The 25023-nt window shown below is 70.1% G+C and carries 35 protein-coding genes and 3 tRNA genes; 17 read left to right on the forward strand and 21 right to left on the reverse strand.

All coding sequences use genetic code 11. The features are described 5' to 3' along the window. Positions 1-37: 37 nt before the first annotated feature. The 19 genes from OG430_RS48640 to OG430_RS48730 form a co-directional block, all read right to left on the reverse strand. Positions 38-547, reverse strand: coding sequence for a hypothetical protein (locus OG430_RS48640; protein ID WP_327359743.1), 510 nt, complete (start codon positions 545-547; stop codon positions 38-40). A gap of 900 nt (positions 548-1447) precedes the next feature. Further along, the gene (locus OG430_RS48645) at positions 1448-1897 is read right to left on the reverse strand and encodes a hypothetical protein (RefSeq protein ID WP_327359744.1); all 450 of its coding nucleotides are present in this window, start codon (positions 1895-1897) and stop codon (positions 1448-1450) included. Positions 1898-2009: 112 nt separating this feature from the next. After that, the gene (locus tag OG430_RS48650; protein ID WP_327359745.1) at positions 2010-2483 is read right to left on the reverse strand and encodes a hypothetical protein; all 474 of its coding nucleotides are present in this window, start codon (positions 2481-2483) and stop codon (positions 2010-2012) included. A 283-nt stretch (positions 2484-2766) separates the two neighbouring features. Continuing rightward, the gene (locus tag OG430_RS48655) at positions 2767-3288 is read right to left on the reverse strand and encodes a hypothetical protein (RefSeq protein WP_327359746.1); all 522 of its coding nucleotides are present in this window, start codon (positions 3286-3288) and stop codon (positions 2767-2769) included. Positions 3289-3521: 233 nt separating this feature from the next. Further along, a complete protein-coding gene (locus OG430_RS48660) occupies positions 3522-4073 on the reverse strand; it encodes a DUF6248 family natural product biosynthesis protein (protein ID WP_327359747.1) in 552 nt (183 codons plus the stop codon). Further along, positions 4070-4681, reverse strand: a complete 612-nt coding sequence (locus tag OG430_RS48665) for a DUF262 domain-containing protein (RefSeq protein WP_327359748.1) — start codon at positions 4679-4681, stop codon at positions 4070-4072. The genes OG430_RS48660 and OG430_RS48665 overlap by 4 nt, the downstream gene beginning before the upstream one ends. A gap of 101 nt (positions 4682-4782) precedes the next feature. Beyond that, the gene (locus OG430_RS48670) at positions 4783-5214 is read right to left on the reverse strand and encodes a hypothetical protein (protein WP_327359749.1); all 432 of its coding nucleotides are present in this window, start codon (positions 5212-5214) and stop codon (positions 4783-4785) included. Between the two features lie 345 nt (positions 5215-5559). Next, complete coding sequence (locus OG430_RS48675) at positions 5560-6030, reverse strand: hypothetical protein (RefSeq protein ID WP_327359750.1); 471 nt, start codon at positions 6028-6030, stop codon at positions 5560-5562. A 128-nt stretch (positions 6031-6158) separates the two neighbouring features. Continuing rightward, positions 6159-6374, reverse strand: coding sequence for a hypothetical protein (locus tag OG430_RS48680; protein WP_327359751.1), 216 nt, complete (start codon positions 6372-6374; stop codon positions 6159-6161). Positions 6375-6487: 113 nt separating this feature from the next. Next, the gene (locus OG430_RS48685; RefSeq protein ID WP_327359752.1) at positions 6488-6679 is read right to left on the reverse strand and encodes a hypothetical protein; all 192 of its coding nucleotides are present in this window, start codon (positions 6677-6679) and stop codon (positions 6488-6490) included. 416 nt (positions 6680-7095) lie between these two features. Next, on the reverse strand, positions 7096-7485 hold the full coding sequence (locus OG430_RS48690) for a hypothetical protein (protein WP_327359753.1): 390 nt from the start codon (positions 7483-7485) through the stop codon (positions 7096-7098). Between the two features lie 112 nt (positions 7486-7597). Next, positions 7598-7861, reverse strand: coding sequence for a hypothetical protein (locus OG430_RS48695; RefSeq protein ID WP_327359754.1), 264 nt, complete (start codon positions 7859-7861; stop codon positions 7598-7600). Positions 7862-7929: 68 nt separating this feature from the next. Continuing rightward, positions 7930-8214, reverse strand: coding sequence for a hypothetical protein (locus OG430_RS48700; protein ID WP_327359755.1), 285 nt, complete (start codon positions 8212-8214; stop codon positions 7930-7932). 223 nt (positions 8215-8437) lie between these two features. Further along, positions 8438-8695, reverse strand: a complete 258-nt coding sequence (locus OG430_RS48705; RefSeq protein ID WP_327359756.1) for a hypothetical protein — start codon at positions 8693-8695, stop codon at positions 8438-8440. Between the two features lie 66 nt (positions 8696-8761). Then, positions 8762-9025, reverse strand: coding sequence for a hypothetical protein (locus tag OG430_RS48710; RefSeq protein WP_327359757.1), 264 nt, complete (start codon positions 9023-9025; stop codon positions 8762-8764). 96 nt (positions 9026-9121) lie between these two features. Continuing rightward, positions 9122-9487, reverse strand: coding sequence for a hypothetical protein (locus tag OG430_RS48715; protein WP_327359758.1), 366 nt, complete (start codon positions 9485-9487; stop codon positions 9122-9124). A gap of 107 nt (positions 9488-9594) precedes the next feature. Then, positions 9595-10749, reverse strand: a complete 1155-nt coding sequence (locus OG430_RS48720; RefSeq protein ID WP_327359759.1) for a hypothetical protein — start codon at positions 10747-10749, stop codon at positions 9595-9597. 64 nt (positions 10750-10813) lie between these two features. Continuing rightward, positions 10814-11119 carry a hypothetical protein gene (locus OG430_RS48725; RefSeq protein WP_327359760.1) on the reverse strand — a complete coding sequence of 102 codons (306 nt, stop codon included), beginning with the start codon at positions 11117-11119 and terminating at the stop codon, positions 10814-10816. A 50-nt stretch (positions 11120-11169) separates the two neighbouring features. Next, a complete protein-coding gene (locus tag OG430_RS48730) occupies positions 11170-11535 on the reverse strand; it encodes a DUF6409 family protein (protein ID WP_327359761.1) in 366 nt (121 codons plus the stop codon). Between the two features lie 196 nt (positions 11536-11731). On the opposite strand from OG430_RS48730, the gene OG430_RS48735 reads away from it, so the two are divergent. Continuing rightward, positions 11732-12106 (forward strand): hypothetical protein, encoded by a 375-nt coding sequence (locus tag OG430_RS48735; protein ID WP_327359762.1) that lies wholly within the window; start codon positions 11732-11734, stop codon positions 12104-12106. A gap of 214 nt (positions 12107-12320) precedes the next feature. Here OG430_RS48735 and OG430_RS48740 read toward each other — a convergent pair whose 3' ends face one another. Continuing rightward, complete coding sequence (locus tag OG430_RS48740; RefSeq protein ID WP_327359763.1) at positions 12321-13208, reverse strand: hypothetical protein; 888 nt, start codon at positions 13206-13208, stop codon at positions 12321-12323. 107 nt (positions 13209-13315) lie between these two features. Further along, positions 13316-14335: an LPD29 domain-containing protein gene (locus tag OG430_RS48745; RefSeq protein WP_327359764.1), complete on the reverse strand. Its 1020-nt coding sequence runs from the start codon at positions 14333-14335 to the stop codon at positions 13316-13318. Between the two features lie 229 nt (positions 14336-14564). Here OG430_RS48745 and OG430_RS48750 point away from each other — a divergent pair, with 229 nt between their 5' ends. From OG430_RS48750 to OG430_RS48825, 16 genes are all read left to right on the forward strand, one after another. Beyond that, positions 14565-15326 (forward strand): RNA ligase family protein, encoded by a 762-nt coding sequence (locus tag OG430_RS48750; RefSeq protein WP_327359765.1) that lies wholly within the window; start codon positions 14565-14567, stop codon positions 15324-15326. A gap of 148 nt (positions 15327-15474) precedes the next feature. Then, complete coding sequence (locus OG430_RS48755; RefSeq protein ID WP_327359766.1) at positions 15475-16059, forward strand: hypothetical protein; 585 nt, start codon at positions 15475-15477, stop codon at positions 16057-16059. A gap of 123 nt (positions 16060-16182) precedes the next feature. Next, positions 16183-16707, forward strand: a complete 525-nt coding sequence (locus tag OG430_RS48760; RefSeq protein ID WP_327359767.1) for a hypothetical protein — start codon at positions 16183-16185, stop codon at positions 16705-16707. A 382-nt stretch (positions 16708-17089) separates the two neighbouring features. Next, positions 17090-17767 carry a hypothetical protein gene (locus OG430_RS48765; RefSeq protein WP_327359768.1) on the forward strand — a complete coding sequence of 226 codons (678 nt, stop codon included), beginning with the start codon at positions 17090-17092 and terminating at the stop codon, positions 17765-17767. Positions 17768-17933: 166 nt separating this feature from the next. Continuing rightward, positions 17934-18344: a hypothetical protein gene (locus tag OG430_RS48770; RefSeq protein WP_327359769.1), complete on the forward strand. Its 411-nt coding sequence runs from the start codon at positions 17934-17936 to the stop codon at positions 18342-18344. A gap of 48 nt (positions 18345-18392) precedes the next feature. Continuing rightward, positions 18393-18659: a hypothetical protein gene (locus OG430_RS48775; protein ID WP_327359770.1), complete on the forward strand. Its 267-nt coding sequence runs from the start codon at positions 18393-18395 to the stop codon at positions 18657-18659. Between the two features lie 59 nt (positions 18660-18718). Continuing rightward, the gene (locus OG430_RS48780; RefSeq protein ID WP_327359771.1) at positions 18719-19354 is read left to right on the forward strand and encodes a hypothetical protein; all 636 of its coding nucleotides are present in this window, start codon (positions 18719-18721) and stop codon (positions 19352-19354) included. A gap of 106 nt (positions 19355-19460) precedes the next feature. Next, a tRNA-Ala gene (locus OG430_RS48785) sits at positions 19461-19533 on the forward strand. A 534-nt stretch (positions 19534-20067) separates the two neighbouring features. Further along, a tRNA-Trp gene (locus OG430_RS48790) sits at positions 20068-20140 on the forward strand. A 5-nt stretch (positions 20141-20145) separates the two neighbouring features. Next, positions 20146-20217: transfer RNA gene (locus OG430_RS48795), tRNA-Arg, on the forward strand. 10 nt (positions 20218-20227) lie between these two features. Further along, positions 20228-20356, forward strand: coding sequence for a hypothetical protein (locus OG430_RS48800; protein ID WP_327359772.1), 129 nt, complete (start codon positions 20228-20230; stop codon positions 20354-20356). Between the two features lie 478 nt (positions 20357-20834). Continuing rightward, positions 20835-21152, forward strand: coding sequence for a hypothetical protein (locus OG430_RS48805; RefSeq protein ID WP_327359773.1), 318 nt, complete (start codon positions 20835-20837; stop codon positions 21150-21152). 126 nt (positions 21153-21278) lie between these two features. Beyond that, positions 21279-21821 (forward strand): hypothetical protein, encoded by a 543-nt coding sequence (locus OG430_RS48810; protein ID WP_327359774.1) that lies wholly within the window; start codon positions 21279-21281, stop codon positions 21819-21821. Positions 21822-22379: 558 nt separating this feature from the next. Continuing rightward, a complete protein-coding gene (locus OG430_RS48815; protein ID WP_327359775.1) occupies positions 22380-23180 on the forward strand; it encodes a hypothetical protein in 801 nt (266 codons plus the stop codon). A gap of 281 nt (positions 23181-23461) precedes the next feature. Beyond that, the gene (locus OG430_RS48820; protein WP_327359776.1) at positions 23462-23707 is read left to right on the forward strand and encodes a hypothetical protein; all 246 of its coding nucleotides are present in this window, start codon (positions 23462-23464) and stop codon (positions 23705-23707) included. A gap of 102 nt (positions 23708-23809) precedes the next feature. After that, a complete protein-coding gene (locus OG430_RS48825) occupies positions 23810-24463 on the forward strand; it encodes a hypothetical protein (RefSeq protein ID WP_327359777.1) in 654 nt (217 codons plus the stop codon). Positions 24464-25023: the final 560 nt, after the last annotated feature.

Here is a 25023-nt window from a genome sequence, read left to right on the forward strand (position 1 = left end):
CTCCGGGCCGCTGCTCGCGGCCCGGAGCGCGTGATGGTCAGCTGGGGAGGTACTCGTCCGGGTCGAAGGCGTCGATGTAGTCGGTCCCGTCCACCGGGGAGGCCTCGGCCGCGTCGGAGGCCCGCATGGGCCGCGGACGTCCGTCCTGGACCAGCCAGGCCTGGGTGGTGCTGGGGCCGCCGGTCTCCGCGCTCTTGGGGGACCAGGCCGTGACGAGGACATCGTGGCTCATGGCGCGGGAGGCCACGAGGAGCAGCGCCAGGTGGCCGACGTCGCCCGAAGGCCTGCCGCCCTTCACGTACATGGTGGCGTGCAACTGCGGGTCGTCCGAGTCGACTTCCCCGCTGATCATGTGGACCCCCGGGCCGAGGCCGACGGACAGAGCGGCAAGGTCGTTCTGCGCTGCCGTGGCGTAGGTCTGCAGGAAAGTGTTGGGCTCGATGCCCTGCGACTTGGCCTTGAGGCGGATGATCTCGCGGCACCACATCTTCAGGTGCTCCAGGCGCTGCTCGTCGCTGCGGTCCTGAGGCGTGGTCTCACCGGACATGGTGTCGCTCCTGATCTGTGGTGGAGGGGCGTTGGAGGCAGTCGGTCGGGCGCTGCACTCGCCGGACGGTCACTAAATTACTCAGCACTGGAGTTCAAGTCAAGCTTTACGCGTCAATCGTCCTGGGGGTGCCGCACCCGGCGGCGCGGGGCGCGTGCAGCTCGGCGGCCAGGACCTCCGTGAACGACCAGAGCCGGAGCGGCACATGCCCCGCTTCTCCATGGCCAGTTCGACCGTCTCCACCGCTCCGGCCCGGTCGATCCGTTCACCGGCGAGCGGCCATGACCGCGGGGCGTCGGGGTGCTGCTTCGCGTGCGCGACGCGGCCGCGCTCACGCGGAGCCGGGGGAGGTGCAGCGCCGCGTCCGGCGTGCAGCGCGATGCTGCAGCACAGGTCAGCGGAGCCGGTGGCAGCGCTGCGTCAGCCCAAGTGCTGCGTGCTGCCAAGGCAGTGGCAGCACGGGCGCTGCCTGCAGCGGGCCGAGGGGCCGCGCAGGTGCTGCACGACCAAATGCTGCATCGCCCGCACGTGCACGCCCGGCCGCGCTGCGGAGATCCGCTGCCCCCGTGGCCTGCGCGTTTACGGATGCAGCGCCGGGCGGCAGCACGCGCTGCAGCAAGGCAGCTGCACGCGCGGGGACCGTCCGCCATGCTGCTGCGCGGACCGCGCTGCCCTCCAGGGCGGGCGTGCAGCACGCTGCTCATGGCGCCCGACGCCCGCGCTGCTGCTGCTCGCCGACGCGGCCGTGCAGCATGTCGGCAAGCTCGGCTTGCTGCAGGCCGCGGCCGGTGCAGCAGGGACTCCTGCTGCACCGGCCGGCCACTCCAGATACGCGACGAGCTCGATGTGGTGTCCCGCGGGTTGGCCGGCTCGCCCACCCGCCGGGCGAGCGTCGCGGGCTCAGTCGTAGGAGACCCAGTCGTTCTCGTCCAGGTACTGGTTGAAGTTCTCCCCGCCGTGCGCCCGGACGAAGTCGCGCAGCAGGTCGGCGGGAACGTCGGCGTACCAGGTGCAGGCGCGCGGATCGAACGGGTCGAAACCGGGGTGGGGTGGCTGCGGGGCGGGCCAGCCCTCGGGAGCGCCGTGCGGCAGGACCTGCCCGGCCGGAGCGCCGAGCGGACGGATCAGGCCGACCAGGAACGCCGTGTACGGGCCCGAGCCGAAGCACTCGGCCTGCACGATCTCGGCCTCCTCATGCACCGAGCGGCGGCCGGACTTCGGAAGAGGACCTTCGAACGTCTGCGGCTTTCGGCCAAGAATCTCGATCTCGTTCCAGTCCTCCAGGCGAACCCGGCGAGTCGCGCCAGCGGTGCCGTTCTCGATCGCGTCGTTGATGATCTCGAAGCGCATCAGGTCTCCTGCGGTAGGTGCTGAATCACAGTTGAGGGCGCCAGATCGGGGCGCCGCGATCTCGTAATCACTAATTTACTCATCTTGAGGGGTTATGGTCAAGCTTTGCGCGTCAACTCTCCTCGAAGTGTGCGGTCGCGCAGGACTCGCAGAGCGTCATCTGCTCGTGGTCGGTGCTCTCCGGCTCGATCGCCACGGTGAACGGGTCGGGCATGACCTGGACGTCCGGCTTCTGCCGGCCGCAGTCCTGGCAGACAAGCGGCGGGGCCAGGTAGTCCAGGGCGCGGTCGATCCGCTCGCCCGCGCCGTCCTGGACCAAGCCCTGGGCCTCGTCGAGTTGACCGAGCGCGTACGCGATGCCCTCGTGCTCGTCCGCGGCGTCGACCGCATCGGTGATGTGACCGATGATGCCCGCGACCGCCGCCAGCAGACCCCGGTCCATCTTGCGGTGATCCCGCAGAATCCGGAGCGCGCCAAGGCGGTCGGACCGGCCAACGGCCTCCAGGATGTCGTCGAGGCACGCGCGGGCCATCGCTACGGCGGCCGCCAGCTCCTGCTCCAGAGTCATCTTCGGGGTGCTGCTCATGTCGGCTGTTCCTTTCGGGGAGTTGGCCTGCGCGCGGGCGATGGGGTGACGCGGCGCCGAGCGGGTGGTGCCGACGGCCGAATCGAGTGGGTGGTGTCCCCTGGGGGTGGCGCGCGTCCAGATGGCCGCAGGGCGGGGCCGTGCTGTCACGTGCTCCGTCACGCAGGCCGTCACGGGCGGTGTCACGCCATCTGGCGTGACACCGCTGACCTGCAAGAACGCTGCCAAGACCCTGGAATTCGGGGCCCTGCGGCATGCGGGCCGCGAGCGTGACAGGGGTGGCTCAGACGCTGCGCGGGAAGGGTCGCAGGGCGGACGGCACGGGGTACTGGGAGCATCCGGGGTGGAGCTCGCGGTGCGCCTGGGGCTGCTCGAACTCCTCGGCGTCGTAGAGCCAGGGGCGGCGCCGCCCGTCCAGCGCGCGGTCGCCGTCCAGGTTGAACACGCCCGACAGGGTTCGCGGGCCGAAGGCCCAGTCGTGCGCGTTCGCCCACGCCCCCTCGTCGCCGCCGCCCGAGAGGTGACTCAGGCAGGTCCACGCGAGGGGCGTGAAGCGGCGGCGCAGCGAGTGCTTGACCTTCTCCCACTCGTTCTCGACCGCCCAGAGCTCGGCGTCGAAGGACTTGAGCTGGCTCAGGCTCGCGCCGAAGTGATGCAGAAGCGTGGCGTCCATGGTGACGGGGTGGCCGTGGTAGACGAACAGTCGGTGTTCCGGGTGGCCTTCGTCGGCCCGCAGCGGATTCTCGTCGAGCAGCTCGTGGACGGCAGTGTGCAGGTCGGTGGTGGTCAGTCGGGTACGCGCCACGGTGTGCTCCCTGGGTAGACGGTTCGCTGTGCTCCGGGCGGCGCTTGCCCCGCTCGCCCTTCGCTCACATTCACTAAATTACCCGCCCCAGGGAATCTAAGTCAAGTTTTACGCGGCACTGATTTGTGTGGAGGGCGCCGGCGTGCGGTCGTCAGGGTTGCTTCGCCCGGGGCCGGCCGCGGGCGAAGCGCACGGGGACGCGACGGCCCGCACGGGGCTGCGGGCCGCCGCTACTACAGGCCGGGCAGGGTGTCTTGGCCGTCAGGGGCGGGGGCGGCATCGCGCTGGCGGGGGAGGGCCGGCCGCTGGTTCCGGTCGGGGGCCGGCGCCCGGGGCGGCGCCGGGTGCGGGGCGCTGTCCTTGGGACAGGAGCACCGGCACGTCCAGGCGCACGTCTCGCCGCCCGGCCGCAGGATCAAGGTGGCCACCATCCGGCCCCGGTGGCTGTGTACGGCGTCCTGGTTGTCGCAGGCGTCGGGGTGGCCCTTCTGCCGGTGCACGCACAGGTCGCACCGGCGGGCGAGGCAGTTCCGGCAGGTGCCGCGCTCACACATCGACCACCGCCAATACCCCCACGCGTAGCCGTCGTCGATCAGGCGCAGGAACCCGGGCCAGACGTGAGCGCGGACCCACGCGCCCTCGTCCTCGCTCATCGGCGACGGATTGGGCACCGGGTCAACGAGGCCGAGGTGGAGCATGCGGTGCAGGTTCAGGGTCTGGACATCCCGCACGACGTCGTGCTCCTCGGCGGTGAGCCGGCGCTGGGCTCGCCTCGGGGCGTTCACGGCGTGCTGGGGGACGCGACGCGGGCGGCGTTGGCCGCGTTGGCCATGTCGGCCTCGGACTGCGGGGCGCCCGCGCCGTTGACCCGGAGGTAGATCTCCGCCTCGTCGGCGAGCGTCGCGACCTTGGCCATCGCGATGGACAGATGCGCCTGGTTGGAGAACTTCAGCTGCCTCGACCTGGAAAGGCCCGGGTGGCGGACGTAGGGGCCGTCAGCGGTGTCCTCGGTGACGATCACGTCCTCGGCGGGGAACCAGCTCGCGGGGACGGCGAGTTCGCCGTCGTACCAGAGGTAGGCGGTGGTGACGCGCTGCTTGCCGTCGATGCACGCGTACATGGCCTCGCCGATCGCGGTCGGGTCGTAGCCGGTGGCCTCCTTCCATTCCGGAGTGGACCGGTCGTTGAAGATGACGACGCCGGTGGGCGTACCGGTCAGCCACGACCGGATGAGCTCGACACGGTCGTCCTGCGTCCATACGTGTCCGCGCTGGTAGCTCGGGTCGAGATCGAGCCCGAGCGACTTGCGGAAGGTGGAGGCGATCTCACGCGGCGAACGGTCCGACGTGCGCAGGCTGACATGGCGCAGCGGCTGGCTGGTCTGGCGACTCACGGGTGGCTCCTGATGATCGGCGGGAAGGTGACGGGCCCGCAGCGCGGGCGAACCGGTGACGGTGCCTGCGGCGGGCCGGGGTTGCCCCCGGCCCGGCTGGCTCAGTAGCGGCGCCTGCGGTGGGCGAAGCGGTGCGTGAGGTGGTGCACCGCGCACAGGGCGAGGAACCCGGCGAAGACCGTGCTGCCCGAGCTGCTGGTGAGGATCGTGGGGGAGTCGCCGCTGCCGCCGATCAGCGCGCCGATCAGGAGGCCCGCCGCGACGAGCAGCACCAGGACATCGGCGGTGAGTGCGGCGAGACCCCGGCCCTTGCGGGCGCGGCGCCTGGGGGCGGCGCGGCGGCGGGACTTGAGGGCGACGGCCACCATGAGCAGGCCCAGGATGCCGAGGGCGGCCAGCGCGAGGAGCGTCACGGAGGCCATGCCGCCGAAGAGGGCGGGGAGCATGCCCGTCACGATCACCGTCTTGCCGAGCAGGGTGCACCAGCGGTGCGGGAAGGTCTGGGCGAGGCTGTGGTCTGCGGTGCAGCTCATCGGATCCGGCTCCTCGTGAAGGTGGTTCGCGGTGCCCGGTAGGCGCTTGCCCCGCCCCCGGTGATCACTAATTTACCCGTATGGCGAATTTGAGTCAAGCTTTACGCGTCGATATGTGGGTTCGAGTTGCGCGGCTCGGCCTGGTCGCGGAGGCGGCCGGCTACCCGATCGGCACATCTCAACCCCCTGGCACGGCCGCCGCCGACCCGGCCGCCGGGCACCGCAGCGCGCCACAGCCCCTCGCGGCCAAACGGGCGCGAGGGGCTGCGAGGGGCTGCGAGGTTGGAGGTGGTGTCCCCGCCGGACCCGGCGAAGGAGCCTTGCCGGGGAGGCCGGGCCGGGCGTCTACGCGGCGAGCGCAGGCTGCGGAGCGGGAGCGACGGCGCGGTGGTGCGCGAAGCGGTGCAGGACCATCACGGCCACGATGACGCCGAGGGTGGTGAAGCCGCCGACCGAAGGCGGCGGGACGGCGATCAGGCTCTGGTCCGTGGCGAACAGGACCACCAGGGCGAGCATTCCGAGCAGCTGCACGAAGTCCGTGGCCAGGGCGAGCGCTGCCCACCCCGGGCGCACCGTCAGAGGTGTCTCGCCCTGCGCGCTGCGCGGGGTCATGGCGAACGCATCGGGCACCGAAAGCATCAGGAGGCCCGTGCTGATGACGCTCAGGAGGCCGTAGAGCAGCGCCGTCGCCAGGCCGCCGAACAGGCAGGCGACGATGACCACCGGTGCCATGACCACCAGGTGGACGGAGTGCAGGAAGGCGCAGTGCCGGTGCGGGCAGATGGGGCTGGGGGTGTAGTCGGGGACGTTGGTCATAGCGGGAACTCCCGGAGGCGGTGGAGGGATTGGGCCGGGCAGTGTCCGGCCCAATCCCGGGGGCGGGCGCAGAGTCGCGAGGGCCGGTGCGGGCGGTGGCCCGCCCGCTCAGGCCCTCGCGGCAGCGGCTACGCGGCCGTCTTGCGCTCGGCGTCACGACGCGCCCGGCGCCGCTCCAGGGCCCGCTCAAGGGGCCACATCACGAAGACGACGAAGGGGACGGCGAACAGGCTCTGCCAGATGGAAGGCCACTCGCCGGTGACGATGAGCCAGGCCGCGTCGAACCAGATGATCGCCGCCGTGTAGATGAGGAACTTGACGACGGTGTGGGAGCGGTTGTGCATGGGTGTTCAGGCCTCCGGTGAAGGGTGGATGGCCGAAGGAGTCGGCCGGTGGGAATCGAGCAGTGCGCCGCGCAGGGCCCGGTGGCGGCCTCGCGGCCGCCACCGGGGGCGAGTCAGCAGGGGATCTCGGCGTGGCAGGCGTGGCAGCACTTGCCGCAGCTCGCCTCGCAGTTGACCTGGACCCGCTCGCCGCACCCTTGGCAGCGCACGTCCGCGTCGTCGGGGGCGAAGAAGCCGCCGGTGCCGGTCCCGTCGCAGGTGCAATTGGTGGTGACGGTCTGGGTGGCGGTGGCGGCGATCTGCATCTTCGACTCCTTGGGGCGGTTCGCTCGTGATGGCCGGTCGGGCGCTTGCACCGCCGTTCCAACAGTCACTAATTTACTCCTCTGTAGGGATCAAGTCAAGTTTTACGCGTCGCGATTCAGGATGAAGGCGCCCCATGTACGGCGATGAGTGGCGGAAGCTGGACATGAGAGCGTGAAGCCCAACGTGATAGTGGTCGACCCTCTGACCTGCGCACTATCACTTGCGGTCGGGCACGCGGGCTGAGCACTGAGGCGTCGGTGGAAGGGATCGATCGTCCCGACGCGATCGCCGCAGGCCCACTCTCATGTCCAGTGACCCGAACTTCGGCCGGTTCGACCGGAATCGAAGTGATAGCCCGCAGGTCAGGGGGTCTGTCAACTCTCATCACCGGCGACGTCTCTCAGGCGATGCCCGGTCAGGCATCCTCATGGTCCGAAGGGAGTGGCCGGTCAGAGTGCTTCCGGAGCAGCGCCTCGCCCTTCAGGGTGAGCCTGACCTGTCGATACGACTTGCCGTCCACGACGGTGTGGACGAGCGGCCACAGGTAGATCAGCTTGCGCGCGAAGAGGCGCTTCAGAGCCGGGCCGCTGAGCGGCTGAGCGGGATCCTGCGGCGTGCGCCGAACGTAGGAAACGTAGAGCAACTCGTTGATCCGATCGGTGAGCGCAGCTTCCTCAGGGCTCCTTGAGCGCCTCGGATCGGAGCAGCGGGAGACATCGACGCGGCGCATCACGTCGAAGTTGCGGATGGCGCGCAGCACTTCGTAATCGGATGCGTGCAGTCGCCCGAAGCGGCCGTTGAACATCAATACCTCCGTGATCGTCGTTCATCTCCGGTTGTCGTTCAGCGGGCCGGGCAGCCGGCGCCTGCTGGCGCCGCCGCAGCGGCGGAGGGTGCTCGGCGCCCAGGGCCCGCCGTCAGCGCTGCGCGGACCGCAGCGTGTCCAGCAAGCTGTCGTCGACCTCGTCGCCGATCCGCTCCCGCGCCTCGAACGCCGCGTCGACCACCTCCATGGCCACGCCCTCGCCGATGTCATAGGACTTGTAGTCGGGTCCCTCCTGCGCCGACTCGGTGATGTCGAGGAGCTTCAGGAGCGCGGCCCTCGCCAGCTCCAGGGTGAGAGCGTCACTCGCGATGAGCTGCCGGAGCGCGGTCTGCCGCTGTTGGGCGTGCTGGTCCATGGGGTACCTCCTCGGTGAGTCTTCGGTGGGGGTGATCAGGGCGGCCGGTGCGGCCGCCCCGGGGGTGGTCAGCCGACCACGCGCATGCCGACCAGGCGCGGCGTGGTGTCGACGACGCCGCACAGGTCGTGGGCGCAGTCCGGGCACAACTGCTGGAAGCAGCCGCAGTCGTCCAGGTTCTCGACGTGCCATCCGGCGTCGTGCGCTGCTTCGGTGCCCTCGTCCGCGTCGTCGAGGTAGGGGGAGAGCCTGCCGCAGGCGCCGCACTCGATCCGGTCGAACTCGGTGACCTCCAGGGGCTCGACGACGAGGGCCGAAGCGGTGAGGGCGGTCTCGGTCATCGTGGCGGTCATGGTGCGCTCCTCGCGGCAGGGCTGGTTCGTAGTGGCCGTTCGGGCGCTTGCACCGCCGTTCCGACATTCACTAATTTACCTCATAGGCGAATGTGGGGCAAGGTTTACGCGTCATGAATCGGCGGGCTCGCCCCTGCTCCTCGTCCTTGGAGGTTCTCGTCCCGCAGGCGGTCCGGTCCTATGCCGTCGGTGGGGCCGGCTCGGTGGGGGTGCCGCCGCTGCGTCAGCGGTGACGGCTCAACGGGATGGTGCAGGGGGTCCGTACGCCATCCCGCCTCGTTTCCCTGGGTGGCGTCACCGGGCGCCCCGAACGAATGTCGTCCGCGTCGATAGACGCGTAGTCGCCCGCCTTGATGTCGGGGTGCGAACTGGCGATCACCACAGAGTCCCAGTCCTTGCCGTTCTTCGTGCCGTAGACCGCAACGGTGACGCCGCAGCCCAAGGCGTAGATGTGGCCGGTGCGTTCGACCCAGACGTTCATGCTGTGTTCCTGTTCGGGTGTGGTGTCCCCGCTGCCGGGGGCGGCTGGCGGGCGGGTGGGGCAGGGTCAGTCGGGCAGTCCGGCGGCGCGCAGGACGGAGCGCGCGCCCTGCCAGGCGGAGAACACCGGGATCTCGGCACCGGGGGTTCCTGCGGTGGCCAGGCGCGCGGCAAGGGCCCTGGGGTCCTGCTTCCAGTGGTCGTGAATGGTGGTGCTCGCGAGCTGCTCGCGCAGCACCTCGGGGCTCGTCCTGGTGAGGCGCTCCACGGCGCGGGCGACCGTGGCGAGACGGTCGATGCGGGTCTGCTCCGGGGTGACGGTGCTGCTCATGCTGATCTCCTCAAGACGTTGCTGGGGGGCGGTTCCAGGGGGTTTCCAGGGGGTTTCCAGCGGGGCCCCGGCGCGGCCGGGACCCGTTGCTGGCGGTTACATCAGGCGCCGGTAGACCTCCTCGGTCACCTCGATGCGGCCGAAGGCGGTGATCAGGATCCGGGGGCCCGGGGTGGCGGGCTTGGGGGTGAGGCGGGCGACCAGCTCGGCTCCGTGTCGAGGGCCGTCGTAGCGGCCGAGCGCGGCGAAGTCGTCGGCGCGGCGGGAGAGGCGCGCGATCTCGTCCAGGTTGGCCGGGCCGAGCAGGAGCTCGCTGCCGAGGCCCGCCCAGTGGCTTGCGGCCTGCCACAGGAATGCGGCCTGCGCGCCGGACGCGTTCCGCGCCTGCTCTGCGGTCCGCTCCGCATGGCCCTTCACGAGGTCTTTCAGGCTGACCGGCTGCTGAAGAGTGGTGGCGGACATCGTGGCTCCCTGGAGTGAGGTGGTCGCCGGGGGCGTCACGACCGCCCCGGCACTCACTAAATTACCCACTACAGGGATTCAAGTCAAGTTTTACGCGTCAAGTTGGCTCATGGTGAAACCTTGATGCCGACCGCGTACGCAGTGGCGTACGCCAGGCCATCAGGCGGGTCGACCCAGATCGTCACGCGACGCGAACGCGCGCGCCACGAAAGGTCACTGAAGCTGCTAGCGCATGCCGCGCACATGACGCGGCCCGACACCTCGAACACCTCGGGCGGGGAGGCAGTCAGACAGCGCGGGCAGCACCCCTCGGTCCAGGCCGGGGGATGGCACGGCTCGGGCACCAGTGCAGTGATGATGACCGAGCCGCAGTACGCGCACTCAAGGCCGAACAGCGCGTGACGGTCGCAACGCGGGCACAGCTCACCCGTCACCTCTGCCTCGGTCGCCGGGGCGCCGGCGAGTGCCGGAGGCTGCGCCGGGACCGGTTGCACCGAGGCGTAATCGACCTCCTCGGCCCGCGTCGCGTACCCGCCCTCGCTCTCCCAGTCCTCGACCGGGTCGCGGCCGGTGCTCACGACATCGAACAAGCCGTCTTCCGCGCACTGAGGCGCGATCTCCTCAACGTCGGCGTTCTCGCCGTCCGTTACGACGAACGCCGACGACTGGGCCAGGCGCGCACCGTGCACCAGCGGGAGGCATCGCGCCTCATCACGCCGTGCCCGGCGCCCACCGACCGTCGCCACCACCACCGCGGAGCAGTCGCCCCGGTTGCCGTTCCAGTCCCCCGACCGGACCTTGTTGGCCCACACCTGTCCCGTGAAGCGGACCCCGCCCGCGGTCCACGCCAGCATTACGCCGGGCGTGAAGCCGGCCGGAGCGAACTCCTTGGCGCGCGGCGCCTTTCCGGGCCACATGCGCAGCGGACGCTTGCGCCACTTCGGCGCGCCCTTGCCGCGCTGCGCGACCTCGCCGGCGAGCTGGCGGGCGCGGACAGTGAAGGCCGTCTGTACGTCCGGGGGTCCGTCGTCCGGGACCGTCCGCAGGGTGTACGTCATCTGCTCGTCCGCGGACTCGATCCTCAGCCGATCCCCGGGGCCGGTCACGTACGCGCGCCCGATCTCGCTGGCACTGATCAACGGCCAGACGTTCTCCGGTGTCCCCTTGGGCGCGGTGGCCGGAGTCTGGGGCTCATCTGGCGTGCTGGGCAGCGGAGTCATCTGGCTGATCGGCGGCTGCTCAGCGGTGGCGGCAGGGGGCACAGGCGGTCCTTGGGAAGCGGGGGAGGAGGGCTGTAGCGGCGGAAGGGTGTGACGGGCCCGGCGGTCAGCGGTAGCGGCTGGCGTAGAGCTCCTCGAGCTCGTCGGGCCACGGGCACTCGTTCTCGCAGTACTCGAGAAAGCTGCCGCAGGCGCACTTGGGGGCCCGCGAAAGGATCTCGACGCGCGTGAAGGCGTGCCGGTTCATGACCTCGCCCTGGCCGAGGAAGACGTCGGTCCAATGCAGCATGTAGCTGCTTTCGGCGGTGCACACGGGCCCGTAGACGAGGCCGGTCCCTTCGCCGGGGAACCGGAAGCGGTCTCCGAGCTTGAGGTCCTTGATGAAGTCCGGCTCGGTGGTGGTGTGAGGCAAGTGGCTCCTTGTGGTGGCGGATGCGGGTGCTGCAGGCGCTCAGCGCTGCCTCAGCGGCTGGCGAGTCGGGCCGCCCGCTTGCGCAGGCGCAGAGCACTGGCCTGCATGCGGACCGGGTGGCTGGGGCCGAAGTGGCGAAGCCCGCGGTCGAGGTGGCGCAGTGTGCGTTCGGACATGTCCTCGATGGATCCGTGGACGCGGACGATCTCCTTGCCGAAGGCCAGGCAGACGGTCCCTTCGTACCCGGCCTTCGCGTCACCGGCCGGGTAGAACCACACGCCGTACTGGCCCTGGCCGCCACCGACCGACTCGTCGAGGATGACTGCCTTGCCCGTCCGGGTGCGCAGCCCTGTGGAGATGCGCACCTGAACGACGGTGCCGACCGGTAGGGACTTCGGGGCGGAGACGGCAGTCATGTGAGCTCCCTTGTGCGGAGGTTGGGGGTGCCGGCGAAGGCAACCCGCCCCCGGCAATCACTAAATTACCCCAGAATCGAAATAGAGGCAAGCTTTACGCGTCACGTGCTGTGATGGGAGGGCGAGCACCGGCGCTGCGCCGCGGCAATCTGAGTACGGTGGCTCGGCAGCATTCACAGGGAGGCAAGGGGTAGGCATGGAACCGACCGACGACGAGGTCGTGGCGCAGGTGGTGGCGGTGCTGTCGGAGCACCACCCGGCGGCACAACTCGACGTGAACGGCGGGGTGTCGCGGCCGGGATACCTGGTAGCTGCAGGAGCCCCGGGACGCGGCCAGGCCCGGGTCCAGCACCGGACGCTCTTTCCGGGCGCGACCTCGGGCGTGTCCTTCGCTGACGCAGCGGCCGAGGAGTTCGTACTCGTCGAGGCGTACGCGGATCTCCTGCGAGCCGAGGGCTGGGCAGTGCGCTACCGCCCGACGACGCGCCCCAACCTCCTGGTGTCCCCTCCTCCTGGCGGTCATGACGGCCAGGACCTGAGCGGCTCTGCCACCGACGCCTGCGCAGGCTGAACCTCCCGCAACCGAGGGTCAGTCGCTGCTCGCCTGCCCGGCGCCGCTCAACCTGCGCGGCCAAGGACCTCGCAGCGGCTGAGGCGTCACGGCCTGTGTCACGAACCCCTGTCACGCTGGCCAGCATGACAGGGGTGACCTGCGAAAACGCGCCTCTCCGAGGAACGGCGGGGGACAGTCCTGAGCACCGTGACAGGCGCGGCCGCCGCGGCCGTCACCCAGCGGCGCAGAGGCGTACGGCGTGGGCGAGAACCGCCGCCGCGGCGCCGCCGCCGAGACCGCGGGGCGCGTTGTCCCAGCTGATGTGCAGGGTTGAGCGGGGGTGATCACGCCCGGCCTCGTACCGCATGACGGTGCGCGCACCCTCCTGCCCGAACGTGATTCTGGGCGTCCCGGGCAGTGCCGGCGGCAGCGCGGCCGCGGACTGGGCGAGCTCGCCGGCCCCGAGGCTGGCGATATCGGCGGCCAGGTGCTGAAGGTGATGGTCCTCATGGGCGCACCCGCCGTGACAGGACAACAGGGCCACCCGCCCCTGCCCGGGCCCGCCGTACAGCGCATGCCGCGTCAGGGTGGCGTAGCGCTTCGTGCGGACGAGGGCCGACCCGGCGGCGGGGTTGTCGCGGACGATCCAGAACACCTCGTCGTCGTTGTCCCTGAACACCCAGCCGATCCGGGCATCGAAGTCGTTGCGAAGCGACTGCCAGTCCACCTTCACGCCGGTGTCCTCGCCCTGCCAGGTCTCCAGGTGCACATCGCTGCGCCCGCCCGCAGGGTCCGAGAAGGGCATCCCGGAGGCCAGTGGCCACGGCTTGACGCGCCCCAGCAACAGCGGACTTGCCGCCGGCCAGTCGGCCAGGGGGCGGTGATCGAGGGCCAGGTTGCTGACGGGGCAGGTGCCGCAGGCGCCGCCCTCGGAGCAGCGCTCGTACCCGCCCCAGCGCTGGCGCCCGGTCCGCGACTCGAACAGCGTGGCGTACCGGATCGGCAGCAGCCCGCACTGATTGCGCGTCTCGAAGTGGGCGTTCAGGGAGAGGCGGTTCCAGCCCTGCCCGTCCGGGCCCTTCGGGCTGTACGGGTGGGTCTCGGGGAGAAAGAGCGGCACGGGAAGGCTCCTCGGCAAGTTGGTGGGGACGCGAGAGGGGCGGCCGGCCGACTTCCGGCCGGCCACGCCAGGCCGGTGCCGGGCATGGGCCCCGCACCGGCGGCGGGTCACGCCACGCTGATGGCGCCGGCCTCGAGCGCGTCCATGACCTGGTTCAGCTGCTCCAGGGCGTTGTCGCCCCAGAACGTCCGGCCCTGGAAGGTGAAGGCGCGCGGGGCGAAGTGCACCGCGTCCCAGGCGCGTTCGGTCTCGCGCGCGACGAGGCACTTCGCCTGCTCGGTGACCGCCTCGGAGCGGGACCGGGTGTAGGTGAACAGATCGGTCAGCGGGCGGATCTCGACGAGGTCGCCCTCCTCGGTGGCGAACAGCACCGGCTCGCGCTCGATCATCCGGTGGTTCTCGACATCGAAGTCCGCGCCCTGCCAGGGCTCACAGATGGCCGCGACCTGCTCGACGGTGGGGCCGCCGGTCCACTTGATGCTCAGGTTGTCGGCGACCGTGCCGCGGCCGCAGCGCACCGAGATCTTCTGCCCGGGGAAGGCCCGACGCAGATGCTTGCGCAGGTACTTGGCCACGTCGCGCGAGGTCCAACGCTCCTGCCGGAACGACGGCTCGGCGATCGGGGTCAGGCGCAGGGCCAGGTTCACCGCGCCGCCGTCCACGATGATGACGCCGCTGGGGTGCACGGCCGCGTCTCCGCGGCCTCGCAGGCAGACCTCGGCCAGTTCGCGAACCTCGTCCGCGGTGGCCGTCGTCTTGCCGAGGCCCTGGGTCGTCCAGCTGCCGCGGCCCGCCTGGGTCGCCTCGACGCTGTAGCGGGGGGCGAGCGGGTGCGCGGGCGTGAGGCGCTGCCACTCAGGGTCGGGCGTGAGGCGGAAGCTGATGCGCTCGCCGGTGATGGTCAGGACCCCGTCGTCGACGAAGGCGATGCCCTCGCTGGCCACCAGGAAGACGGAGGCGGCCAGTTCGGAGCCCGCCCCGGACAGGGCGCCGTCGGGCATGGCGACGTCGTCCATGGCCTGCCACTCGTCCCACCCGCGGCCCTCCTTGAGCTCCAGCTTGTAGCGCGCGGCCCGCTCGGGGATGGAGAGGTGGCCGTCGGGCGCGGGGGTGATGAGGGCAGTCACAGAGGTGCTCCAAAGGGGCCGGGGATCGCAGGAGTTGCGAGGCGCTTGCACCGCCACGCAATCACTAAATTACTCGCTATGCAGCCACTAGGCAAGTTATACGCCGCGCGAGGGCTGCCCGTGAAGCGCTGCGTAAAACTTGACGCGAGGCAGCGGGTCGGGTAATTTAGTGATTGTTGGCCGGAGGGGTTCCCCGGCCGGGCCATCCACCTTCCGCAAGGAGCATCCTGTGATCAACCTTCGCGTCCTCAATCTGACGTCGCTCAACTCGGCGACCAAGTACCCCTCCATCTCCACGTACCACGAGATCGACCGGGGGATCCTGCTGGACCCGACGGTGCTGTTCGACGGCGAGGTCGTGCTGACGGAGAAGGTCGACGGCACCAACGCGCGCATCGTCGTCTTCCCGAACGGCGACTACGTCATCGGCAGCCGCAAGGAGCTCCTCTACGCTCGCGGCGACCTCATCGCGAACCCGGCACTCGGCATCGTGGACGCGCTGCGGGACCTGGCCGACCACATCACCGCGCCCGAGGCGGGTATCCGCGTGTACTTCCTGGAGGTATACGGGAGCGATGTCACCAAGGCGAGCGGCGAGTACACCGGCACCAAGGCCGTCGGCTACCGCCTCTTCGACGTCGTCAGCATCGACCCGAGCGTCCTGGACCTCCCGGACGAGGCGATCTCCACGTGGCGCGAGAGCGGCGGCCAGTCGTTCCACACCGAGCAGGAGCTCACCGAGCTCGCCGAGCAGAACGCGATACCCCTGACCCCGCGCCTGGGGAGCTTCCCGGCGCACGAGATCCCCACGGGCCTGCAGGAGATGCAGGAGTTCCTGACGAAGCACCTGCCCACCACCCGTGTCGCGCTCGACGACGGCGGCACCGGCCGCCCGGAGGGCATCGTGCTGCGCACGCTGGACCGTACGGCGATCGCCAAGGCGCGGTTCGAGGACTACACGCGCACCTTCAAGCGGGCGGCCCGGCGCTGACCCCGCGCGGGGCCCGGCCACGATCGCCGTGGCCGGGCCCCGCCGCACCTGATCTCTGTGCAGCGCCCGCTGCCGAACGCGACCACCGGCGCGCCTGTCCGCCCTTTCGGCGAGAGCTACGCCGGACCATCCAGAATCGAGGAGCCCCGTGGCACCTGCCCCCGAGGACCCCAGCACCGGCATCCCGAACGCCGACGAACTCATCACGCTGGCACGCGCCTTCGGGCTGAACGTCACCGTGGACACCACCGCCGGCGACACCCTGATGAGCCACATCGTGCACGTCAGCATTCCGGTCCCCGTCGCCTACGCCGGTACGGAGCTGGGCCGGGCCATCGGATCGGCCAACATGACCATGCTGTGGACCAGGAACGCCCGGAAGGGCTCCCGGGGCCGGCTCGAGGACGCCACCGTCTTCAGCGTCGTCGACTCCCGCAAGGTGCGTACCCTGCGCCAGGTCACCGCCACCGTGAGGAACCTGGGCGAGGACTCCAACAGCTACGCCCGAGACGCCGCACCCCACCCGCAGGACGTCGTCGACGCGCCGCACGCGCTCTTCCTCGACGGCCGCCAGGTCCGCGGGACCGTCACCGCCGCCGGCGTCCGCCACGTCGTCGCCACCCGGCGCTTCAAGGGCTGGCTCGTCCACCAGGACGCCGACAACACCATCCACAGCGGCAACTGCCGCTACGTCCCCATGGGTTCGACCGACGCGACCGCCGACGCTCCGTAGCGCTTTCGCATGGGCCCCGCCCTCGACGGCCTTCCTGGCCCGCTCCGCCTCACCTGACGACGCGGGCGCCCGCGCCGGCCCGCGGTCCAGCCCGCCGACCCCGATCCCTGGAGACACGTCCTCATGCGCATCACCGTGTGGCACAACACGACCCCTGACAGCTTCACCACCTGGTTCCGGCCCGAGCACCCGATGCTGCGCGTCTACTCGTACGCCAGCCGCAGCGATTGGACCGAGGGCGAACTCTGGCACGCCCGGGCGGTGTTCGACGTCAACCGCGACTGGAAGACCCTGGAGGGTCATGACCGCTCCATCGCCGCGGCCTACCGGCTGCGGCGGCTGCGGTCCTTCCGGATCGGCGACGGCTTCAGTGTCCTGCAACCCGGTTCCGGCTTTGAGGAGTTCTGGACCTACAACGGTCACCAGATGACCCGCCACGAGGGGCCGTTCCCCGCGCTCGCCCTCGCCGGCGGCGAGGGCTCCACACCGTTCGGCCAGCCCGTCACCTACCTGCTCCCGAGGCGCGACGACCTCGTCCGCGACGGCCTGTTCGAGACGGTCGGTCAGGGCTCGGCCGCACTGCACAACGCGGTCGCCGTACACCACGGAATCCCGGCGGACGAGGTGGCGATCACCTCCCCCGTCTGAGCAGCTCGGCCTCGGACCTACCCGGCCTGGCGGTCAAGTGGTGTCCTCTCCCCGCCCCTTGCTCGGCCTGTCACGCCGCGTGTCACGCTGGCTGTCACGGCACCCAGGAAACCGCCCCTGACCTCTGCGATTGCCTCTCACGGGGCATGCGGGCCCCGCCCCGTGACAACGTGACACCGCCATAGCCGCTCGCTGCGCATGTAGGGCCGGCGGCACAGCCTCAGCGGAACCCAGGCCCGTTGGAGCGCCCGGCCCTCCACTCAGAATGCGTGACGCGCAAAGCTTGACGTGAGGTCGCATCATGAGTAAATTAGTGAATGTCAGGGCGGCGGGTGCAAGCGCCGCCCCGGCCACTGCGACCGTCCCACCCAAGGAGCGCCCCATGGCCACGTCCACCGCAACGAAGCAGCCCGCAACCCGAGTCCGTCGAGGCGACCTGGTCATCGTGGAAATGAGCCTGAGCCACATCGTGGGCACCCCGGGCAGGAACCTGCGCACCGTGCCGGTGACGGAGTACGCGGTCATGATGGTCACCAACCTCTACCGCGACGGCCGGATCAAGATGGTCCGCGACATCGCGTGGGGCGACGACTCCGCTCCCCAGATGCTCGACGGCATGCTGCACGCCACCGGAAAGCGCCTGAACGTCCCCCAGAGCGAGGTCGACGTCGAGGGCGTGGCCGGAGCGGCCCGCGCGCACACCTACCCCAACACCACCACCCCGCGCCGCTTCCCCAGCCTGGACGCCGTGCGCGAGGCGCTGACTCCGCACCGCACCTACGCCGCCGACACCGCGGGCATCACCCGCGACGCCGTCACCGACGCCGTCCACGCGGCCCTGCAGTGGCTCCCGATCCGCGACCGCGAGCCTGCGCTGAGCAAGCCCGCCTCCGAGGTCCTGGGCGCGGAGGTCAAGCGCGCCCGGAAGATCTGGATCCGCCTCTCCAAGGAGGGCGGGCGCATCCCCGTCGAGACCCAGGCCATGAACCACTACTTCGACGTCCAGAAGCTCCACAAGGCCGCGCGCGCTTTCGAGGCGCAGGACGCGAAGGCGGCCTGACGCCACCGCAGGCCCGGCGAACAGCCGGGCCCGCCGGGTCGCCCGCCACGCCACCGTCCGTACCGAGGCGTGACGGGCCACTCGGCACACGATTGCTGACCGAAGAACGATCTCCGCTGGTGTAACAGGCAGCATGCTCGGCCGGGTCGCCCCCGCGTCGAGGGACGTGGTTCGAAACCACGGCGGAGAGCCCCTCAGCGCCGCCACCGCCACCGGTGCGCCCGCACGGACCCCCGAACACCTCGACCCCCAGGAGACGCACATGCGCCTGTCCTCGCGCGACTTCCGACTCTCGAAGAGCATCAGCCCCAATGGCTCGCGCGGCGCCGAGCAGGACACACTGCGGTCGCTGATCATCCACCGGCTGCGGAACACCCCGAAGGCGATCCTGCGCCTGCCCCTCAAGAAGAACATCGCCACCGCCACCCGCGCGGCGAACTACTCGGTGTACTGCGAGCGCTGCCAGGACTGGTTCACGCTGCCGCAGTGGGGCGAGGAGGTTTCCCACCCCGCCTGCGGCCGCCTGTTCGTCCTCGAGCTCGCCGTCTTCACCGCCGTCCCCGACACCGACGCGTAGCCCCGGCACGCACACCACCGCAACCGACCCCGAGACGAAAGAGGCCCCATGCCCACGGAACACCACCCGCGCATCCTGCTTGTACGCGGCGGCACGAACTGGCAGCTCCAGACCGGCTTCACCAACCCGAACGGCCGCGGCTGCGCAGTCCACAACATCGCCACCCGCGCGGAGCATCCCGGCAGCGAGCCGCCGTACGAGGCGGCAGCGCGCACGCTGCGCCTCCACCACGGCGTCACGTCCGTCGAGTGGACGCCCGGCATGGCGGGAAGCCCGGATCTCCCGGGGGTGTGGCACGCGACGCACCCGCAGTAGCCGGCGGGCCCCGAACACCTCCCGAGCCTGCGTTCGCTCCTGCCCAGGAAGGCACTTCATTGAGCGACCCGACGTTCCCCACCCCGGAAGAGGCCGGCTGGACCCGGCCGGCCACGATCGGGCGGGACCGGTTCCAGGTCGGCGACCTCGTCGCCCTCGACGGCCGCCCCGGGGACTGGGAACTGATGGCGTACACACCGAAGCCCGGCCGTTGGCAGGTCGAGCCCGCGCAGTCCGGAGAGCGGGACCGCGACGAGGTCCACATGTCGGAGCTGCGCCGGCTCGCGGACGCGCCGCAGGTGCGCCGCGGGGACCTGGTGCTGCAGAACTACCCGGAACAGCAGTGGGCCGGTGAGGTCGGCGCGGTCTACCGGCTCGGCCGGTGGGTGGCGGAGACGACTCGGCAGACGCCCGGAGGGCGGAGCTGGGTCAGCCTCGAAGACGTCGAGCGGCTGGTCGTCGTCACGCGGGAGCAGATGAAGGCGGCCATGTGTGTGGAGGTCCAGGAGGGCGTCCACCGTGGTCACATCGTCCAGGCCGTAGTGAGCCGTCACGCGGGCAAGTTCCGCGTGAGGTGCGAGTGTGACCCCGGCCTGGACATCTGCCGCACCGGGCGTCAGACCGAGTGGTGCGGCAACCTGGCGTCCGCCCTCGAGCTCTGGGAATGGCACACCTCGAACAAGAGCGACGCGTAAAACTTGCCGTATAACGATGGCTCGGGTATAGTTTTACTCATCGGGAAGGGCGGCCGCTCCTCCCGTGAAGTCAGCGATACGGATCGGCCGGTCCGTGGAACTGGCAAGACGCGTAGCTCAGTTGGAAGAGCGCCCTCTAAGCCAGGGGGAGGCCAGGGGTTCGGCTCCCCTCGTGTCGCGAAGTGTCGGTGTGTGCGCCTCCAGAGGCACAGCCCCGTTGAGCGGGCACACACCGGCACATTGAACGGACTCGCAATGGGTGATCGCCAGGGTGAGTTGAAGGGGAGGCGACGGTTTCCCTGGGACGTGGTGTATGGCTGCACCCCCCTCTGGGGGAGGAGCGGGTTCGAATCCCGTCCGTCCACGCTGCTGTGCGGCTCGACTTCTCCCCCCGGGGAGGGTCGCACGGCGCAGCACGGCCAGCTAATCCGGTCACACCCTCTGACAGGCCGCTGAGGCCCCGAATGCCGCCCTTTCAGGGCGAGCCACCGGGGCAGGCCCGTTATGGCTCCGGATCGGGATCTCCCGCAGGCAGGTTGGCCCTCTGCCCCTGGTTCAGCCCAGGGGCAGGGAACCAGCGCGGCCCGGTCGCCCGGATCCACCCCTCCGGGCGGCCGGTGCCCGCCGGCAGTAGTCCCTCCGGCGCGAGACAAGCGACCCGCACGGCCTCGCGGCCGCGCACCGACTCGCTTCCACCGCGGCGGAGGGCGCGAAGGGGTGTAGCTCAGCGGCTAGAGCGCCGGTCTCCAAAGCCGGGCGCCGCAGGTTCGACTCCTGCCACCTCTGCACAGGCTCCTGTCGTTCAGCGGATAGGACACCGGGCTACGAACCCGGAAATCGAGGTTCGAATCCTCGTAGGAGCACCGGGCCGGAATGTACGCCGCCACCGTGGCGAACATCACCGGGCCCGACCAGGCCGAGCCGGGCGGCGACCACGCGACAGTGGCCGAAGCGCCAGGTCCCGGACGGCCAGGCGGCAAGGCGCAGGCCATGAGCCGATGACCCAGCTCAGCCGGCGCCGCAACCGCCCGCTGTCGCGCCGTGCTGGTGCCCAGTGGTGATGGCCCCCGACGCGGGGCGCGCGATCGCCGAACACCCGTAGCGCCCTGAGGCATTTACCGCCTCAGGGCGCTACGTGCTGCCCCGGCCGGCCCGGCCTCGCCCGATGTGGTGTCCCCTCGCTCGCCCCTGCTCCGACGTGTCACGCCGCGCGTCACGCCGACTGTCACGTCCGCCCGGTATCCGCCTCTGACCTCGGCGAACGCTCTTCACCGGCATTCCCCGGATCGGGGCGTGACGCCGTGACACCGGCTCCTGGGCAGGCCGCCCCGGCGGCAGCCAGCATCTCGACGACAAGCGCAGGCGGAACACAATCGAGAACTGACGCGTAAACCTTGACCGAAACTCTCTGGATGGGTAAATTAGTGAATGAGGGGGCGAGAGGCGGACCCCCACCCCCCTTCTGCGAGCGGAGCCAACCGTGCCCAACACCCAGGACTTCGACTGCAACTGCTTCCCCCACGAGCACCTCCCGTGCGGACACTGCGAATGGCAGCAGTGCGTCACTTGCCGCGAGGCGTGCCCCTGCGTCTGTGTCTGCACCAAGACGAAGCCCGCCGAGCCCGCCAAGGCGGCGCCTGCCGACACGGTCACGGTCGAGATCGCCCGGAAGGACCTCACGGCCCTCCTCGACGAGGTCGGGAGCGTCCTGAGCTGGGAGGCCCCCGACGGCGCTTACAAGGCGCTGCAGGCCCTGCGGGTCGCGGTGCACGGTGAGGGCGAGCGGAAGGCCGCGTGAGCCCGCTGGGTGCCGCTGTCCTGGCCCAGGCCAGGACAGCCGGGCCCGGCCGTCACCAGCGATTCAGGTAACGTCCAACCGCCACAGCGGCCCCGTGGGCCACGGCATGAACTGACAGGGGGAGCAATGGAGATCGCCGAACAGCCGCCGCAAGCAACTACGTCACGGGAGCAGCCCGAGGCAGACGGGGGTATCTGGAAGTCGAGCCTCACTGCCGCCGCCGTTCTTCCCGCGACAGCCTGTGCACTCCTGTCCACGGGCTTCGTTGGCGCCGGCCTGCGTTCAGTGGCCGACCTCGGCCCCGACAGCGGCCCCCTGCTCGTGGTGGCGTTGATGTTCGCGGTCCTCACGGCCGTATGGGCCCACCGCCTGGTGATGAAGGTCCGCCGAGTCAGCCGGCGGCTCGTCGTCACCGCCCGCGCAGTGGAGTACGCAACCGAAGACGCCGATGCCCGCGCCCTGCGGAAAGCAGTCGACGACTTCGCCGACTGCCTGGCCGGCGCCCGCGTCTTCGTCGGGCGGATCTTCCCGCGCCGACACACGCGCTGGCTCGTCGAGCAGATGCAGCGGGAGACCAGCGAAGGCCGGGCGACTTTGAGCCCGACGTCCGTCAGCCAGGTGCGCCAGGTCCGCGCGGCCGCGTCCCGCTGGCAGGACCCTGTCGCCTGACCGCACCCCTGGAGGCCTTCCCGCCTTCGGAGTCAGGCCGGGTCCCGGTGTGGCACCGGCCCCGGCACGAGCGGTCAGTCGCTCTCCGGGCGGCGGCGAACGTCGGCCGCCTTCCGTTCCGCCAAGGCCGCGATGATCTGCGGGTGTTCGGCGTCGAAGGCCGCGAGAGCACCGGCCCTACGGCCCGTTCATAGTCCGCGGCGTACTGGTGCGTTTCGATGATGTGGTGGTGTCCCCCTCCTCAAGCCCGGGCCGGCCTGTCACACCGGGTGTCACACCGGCCGTCACACAACCTGTCACGCACCCTCAGAAATAGCCTCTGACCTGCGGGAAACGCCCTCATCCGGCTTCTGCGTGCCTGCGCGTGACAGCGTGACACCGGCAACCCGCACGGATGCCCGGGGCAGCCGTTGCCCGTGAGCGCGGCCCTCTGCTGGTGATGCCAGCCAGTGACACCCTCAAGAGAAGACGCGTAAAACTTGACGAGAAGATCTAGAGCGGGTAAATTAGTGAATAACGGAGCGGGAGACGACCCGCACACATGGAGGGGAGAGGCCAATGGCGAACTTGATTGAGGACGTACACGTTGCAGGCCCTCAGGTAGATGCCGAACTTCGAGGCCCGAAGGAACTCCTGCGCGACGCCCTCGCCGTCACGGCCGAGCAGCTCACCGCGATGACCCCGCCGGACATCGACACCCTCCTGGCCGCCCTGGAGCTGTACATGGCCACCCACGACACCGCAGCAGAGCGAGCCATCGACTCGCTCCACCGGGCCCTGGGAGAGCGGAAGCAGGCCACCAGCTGGAACCCGTGGCCCACCAGCGACGAGGAGGCCGAGCAGAAGGCCCGGACTCTGTACGAGGCGAACACCCTGCGCTCCTGGGATCAGAAGACCCTGAGCGCCACCCTGGACCGCCTGGACGGCGCCCGCCGGAAGCTGGCCGCCAGCAAGGCCCCGATGGCGCGCATCAACTCGGAGTTCGTACGACGCGGTGAGTGGAGCCGGTTCCTGATCGTCGTCGCCAACGGTGGGCACATCCACTCGTCTCGGGGATGCCAGAGCATCCGGCCGACGACACAGACGGCATGGATCCCGGACATGTCCGGCCGGACCGAGGCCGACTGCGTTGCCGAGCACGGCCCTCACCTCTGCACCATCTGCTACCCGAGCGCGCCCCTGGAGTGGACCGTCGGCGAGCCCAAGCCCGAGGGATGCCCCGGCACCGACGAGAAGCCAGAGGGCAAGATCCGCCGCACCTACAGCGGCAACTGGGCCGCCTGCCCCTCCTGCGGAGACACCCGAAAGCTCAAGACCAATGGCCGTCTTCCCCGGCACCAGCCGGCCAAGAAGGACTAGCCACCCCGGTGCCCGCCCGGACATCGGGCGGGCACCGCCGATTCAGGAGAGCTGATGAACATCTGGAAGTGCTCCGACTGCGAGACCAACAACGCGCGGCGCCGACCCAAGTGTCAGGTGTGCGACAGGCCCCGCCCCGCCTCCCGAGTGAGCGGCCTGCGTGTCTCCCGCGTCCACATCAACCTGCGGCGGCCGTGAATTCGAGCGTTTCAGGCATCCCGAGCATTCACGGCGTAGATCAAGGCCCGATCCCGGTCCTCCAGACAGAAGGAGCAACACAGATGGCCCTCAACCCTGGACCTGGACACCGCCGGATACCCTGCCCGCTTTGCGCCAACGGCATCATCAGGATGGCCTCGGGCGGCGGAACCCTCCAGTGCTCGAACCTGAAGTGGAAGCACAGCGGCTTCAGCGGTGGCCATTGCACCTTCACCACCCGCGACCGCAACTCGATCCCCCTGAAGCCAGGAGAGCGTCTGGTGATCCGGGACTTCTCACCGTTTGCCTTCGCCAGGCCAGCGGATTAGACGGCGAACCCCGAGGACCTCGCCGCTCTGTTGGCGGTGCCTCGCTCACCACCTGCCCGAACAACGCCTGAGCCGAGACCGACGCCAAGGAGCGCGCACCGCATGAGTCTTGAAACCCTGCCGCTGAAGTCCAACGGCCACCTGATCTCACCCCTGGACGAGGTGCGGGTCTACCGTCCGGGAGGGGACGAGGAGCCCGTTGTCTTCGACATCACCAACAGCTGCGACATGTGCGGGGAGTGGCTGCCAGAGATACGGGTTACCGCGGATGCCGTCGAGCTCGTGAACCCCTGCCCGTACGCGGCAGGAGTGACCACCGAGATCACCCTCAGCGTGCCGTCGGGAAAGCTCGTCGTCGCGGACGACCTGAGCCCGATCTACGACTGGCGCGACAAGGTCACGACCAGCTATGGATCGGCCCGCGAACAGGAACAGGCAGTCGCCATCATGGCGGCCGCCGGCTGCGCCTTCGGCCCGGTGGGCAACAGCTGCCCGGGGCTGTACCGAACAGGCCCGGACGAGTACGTCATCGCGAGCGGATTCACGGGAGGCCAGAAGCTGGCGGTGATCGGCACCGATATCTGGACGTACTCGATCGCTGACTTCGAGGACTGGAAGGCCCGAGGGGGCGACGCTGAAGAAGACGTCGTGGATGTACGGCCGGGCACGTACCGCTTCGTCCACCACTTCATGGAGCGCCAGTTCGACGGCCTCGCGGACACCGCCGTCTTTGCCCACATCGAGCGCCTTGCCTGACAGCCCGGGTGCGGCTGACCGCGCGCTGCCACGGTGTGACACCGGGGGCGAGCCCCAGCGGCGCCCACTGTGTGAACGAGGCGCCGTGTCCCCGGGTTACTGATTGCCGAACCGGCCGGCCTCATCGGGGCCGACCCTCCGTGTGGAGCACGGTACACCCCTCGATCTTGCTGCTGGTTCGAAGTCTCGTTCTTCACCGGTGTGTTGTAGAGCGCGGAGCGCTCCCTACAAGATCACCGATCACCTCCAACCCACATCACATACAGTAACCGGAGCGCGGAGCGCTCCGGCCCCCACCAAACCGGTTCGAGATGCGAAGCATCACGAACCAACGCCCAACTCCAGTGCGAAGCACAGGAGTTCACCCACCCACCAACCCAAGGGGCGCGGAGCGCCCCAACACCCCCCACCAGCACGGGCAACGCCCGTGCACCCCGGCCGCCGGCCGGGGCCAGCACGCCGGAGGCGTGCCAACTCCCGTGCGAAGCACGGGAGTTCACCGTACACACCCGCGAAGCGCCGCAGGCGCGAGCCCCCTGGCCGAAGGCCAGGGGTTCACC

This window comes from Streptomyces sp. NBC_01304 (assembly GCF_035975855.1).
In the GTDB taxonomy this organism is placed as follows: domain Bacteria; phylum Actinomycetota; class Actinomycetes; order Streptomycetales; family Streptomycetaceae; genus Streptomyces.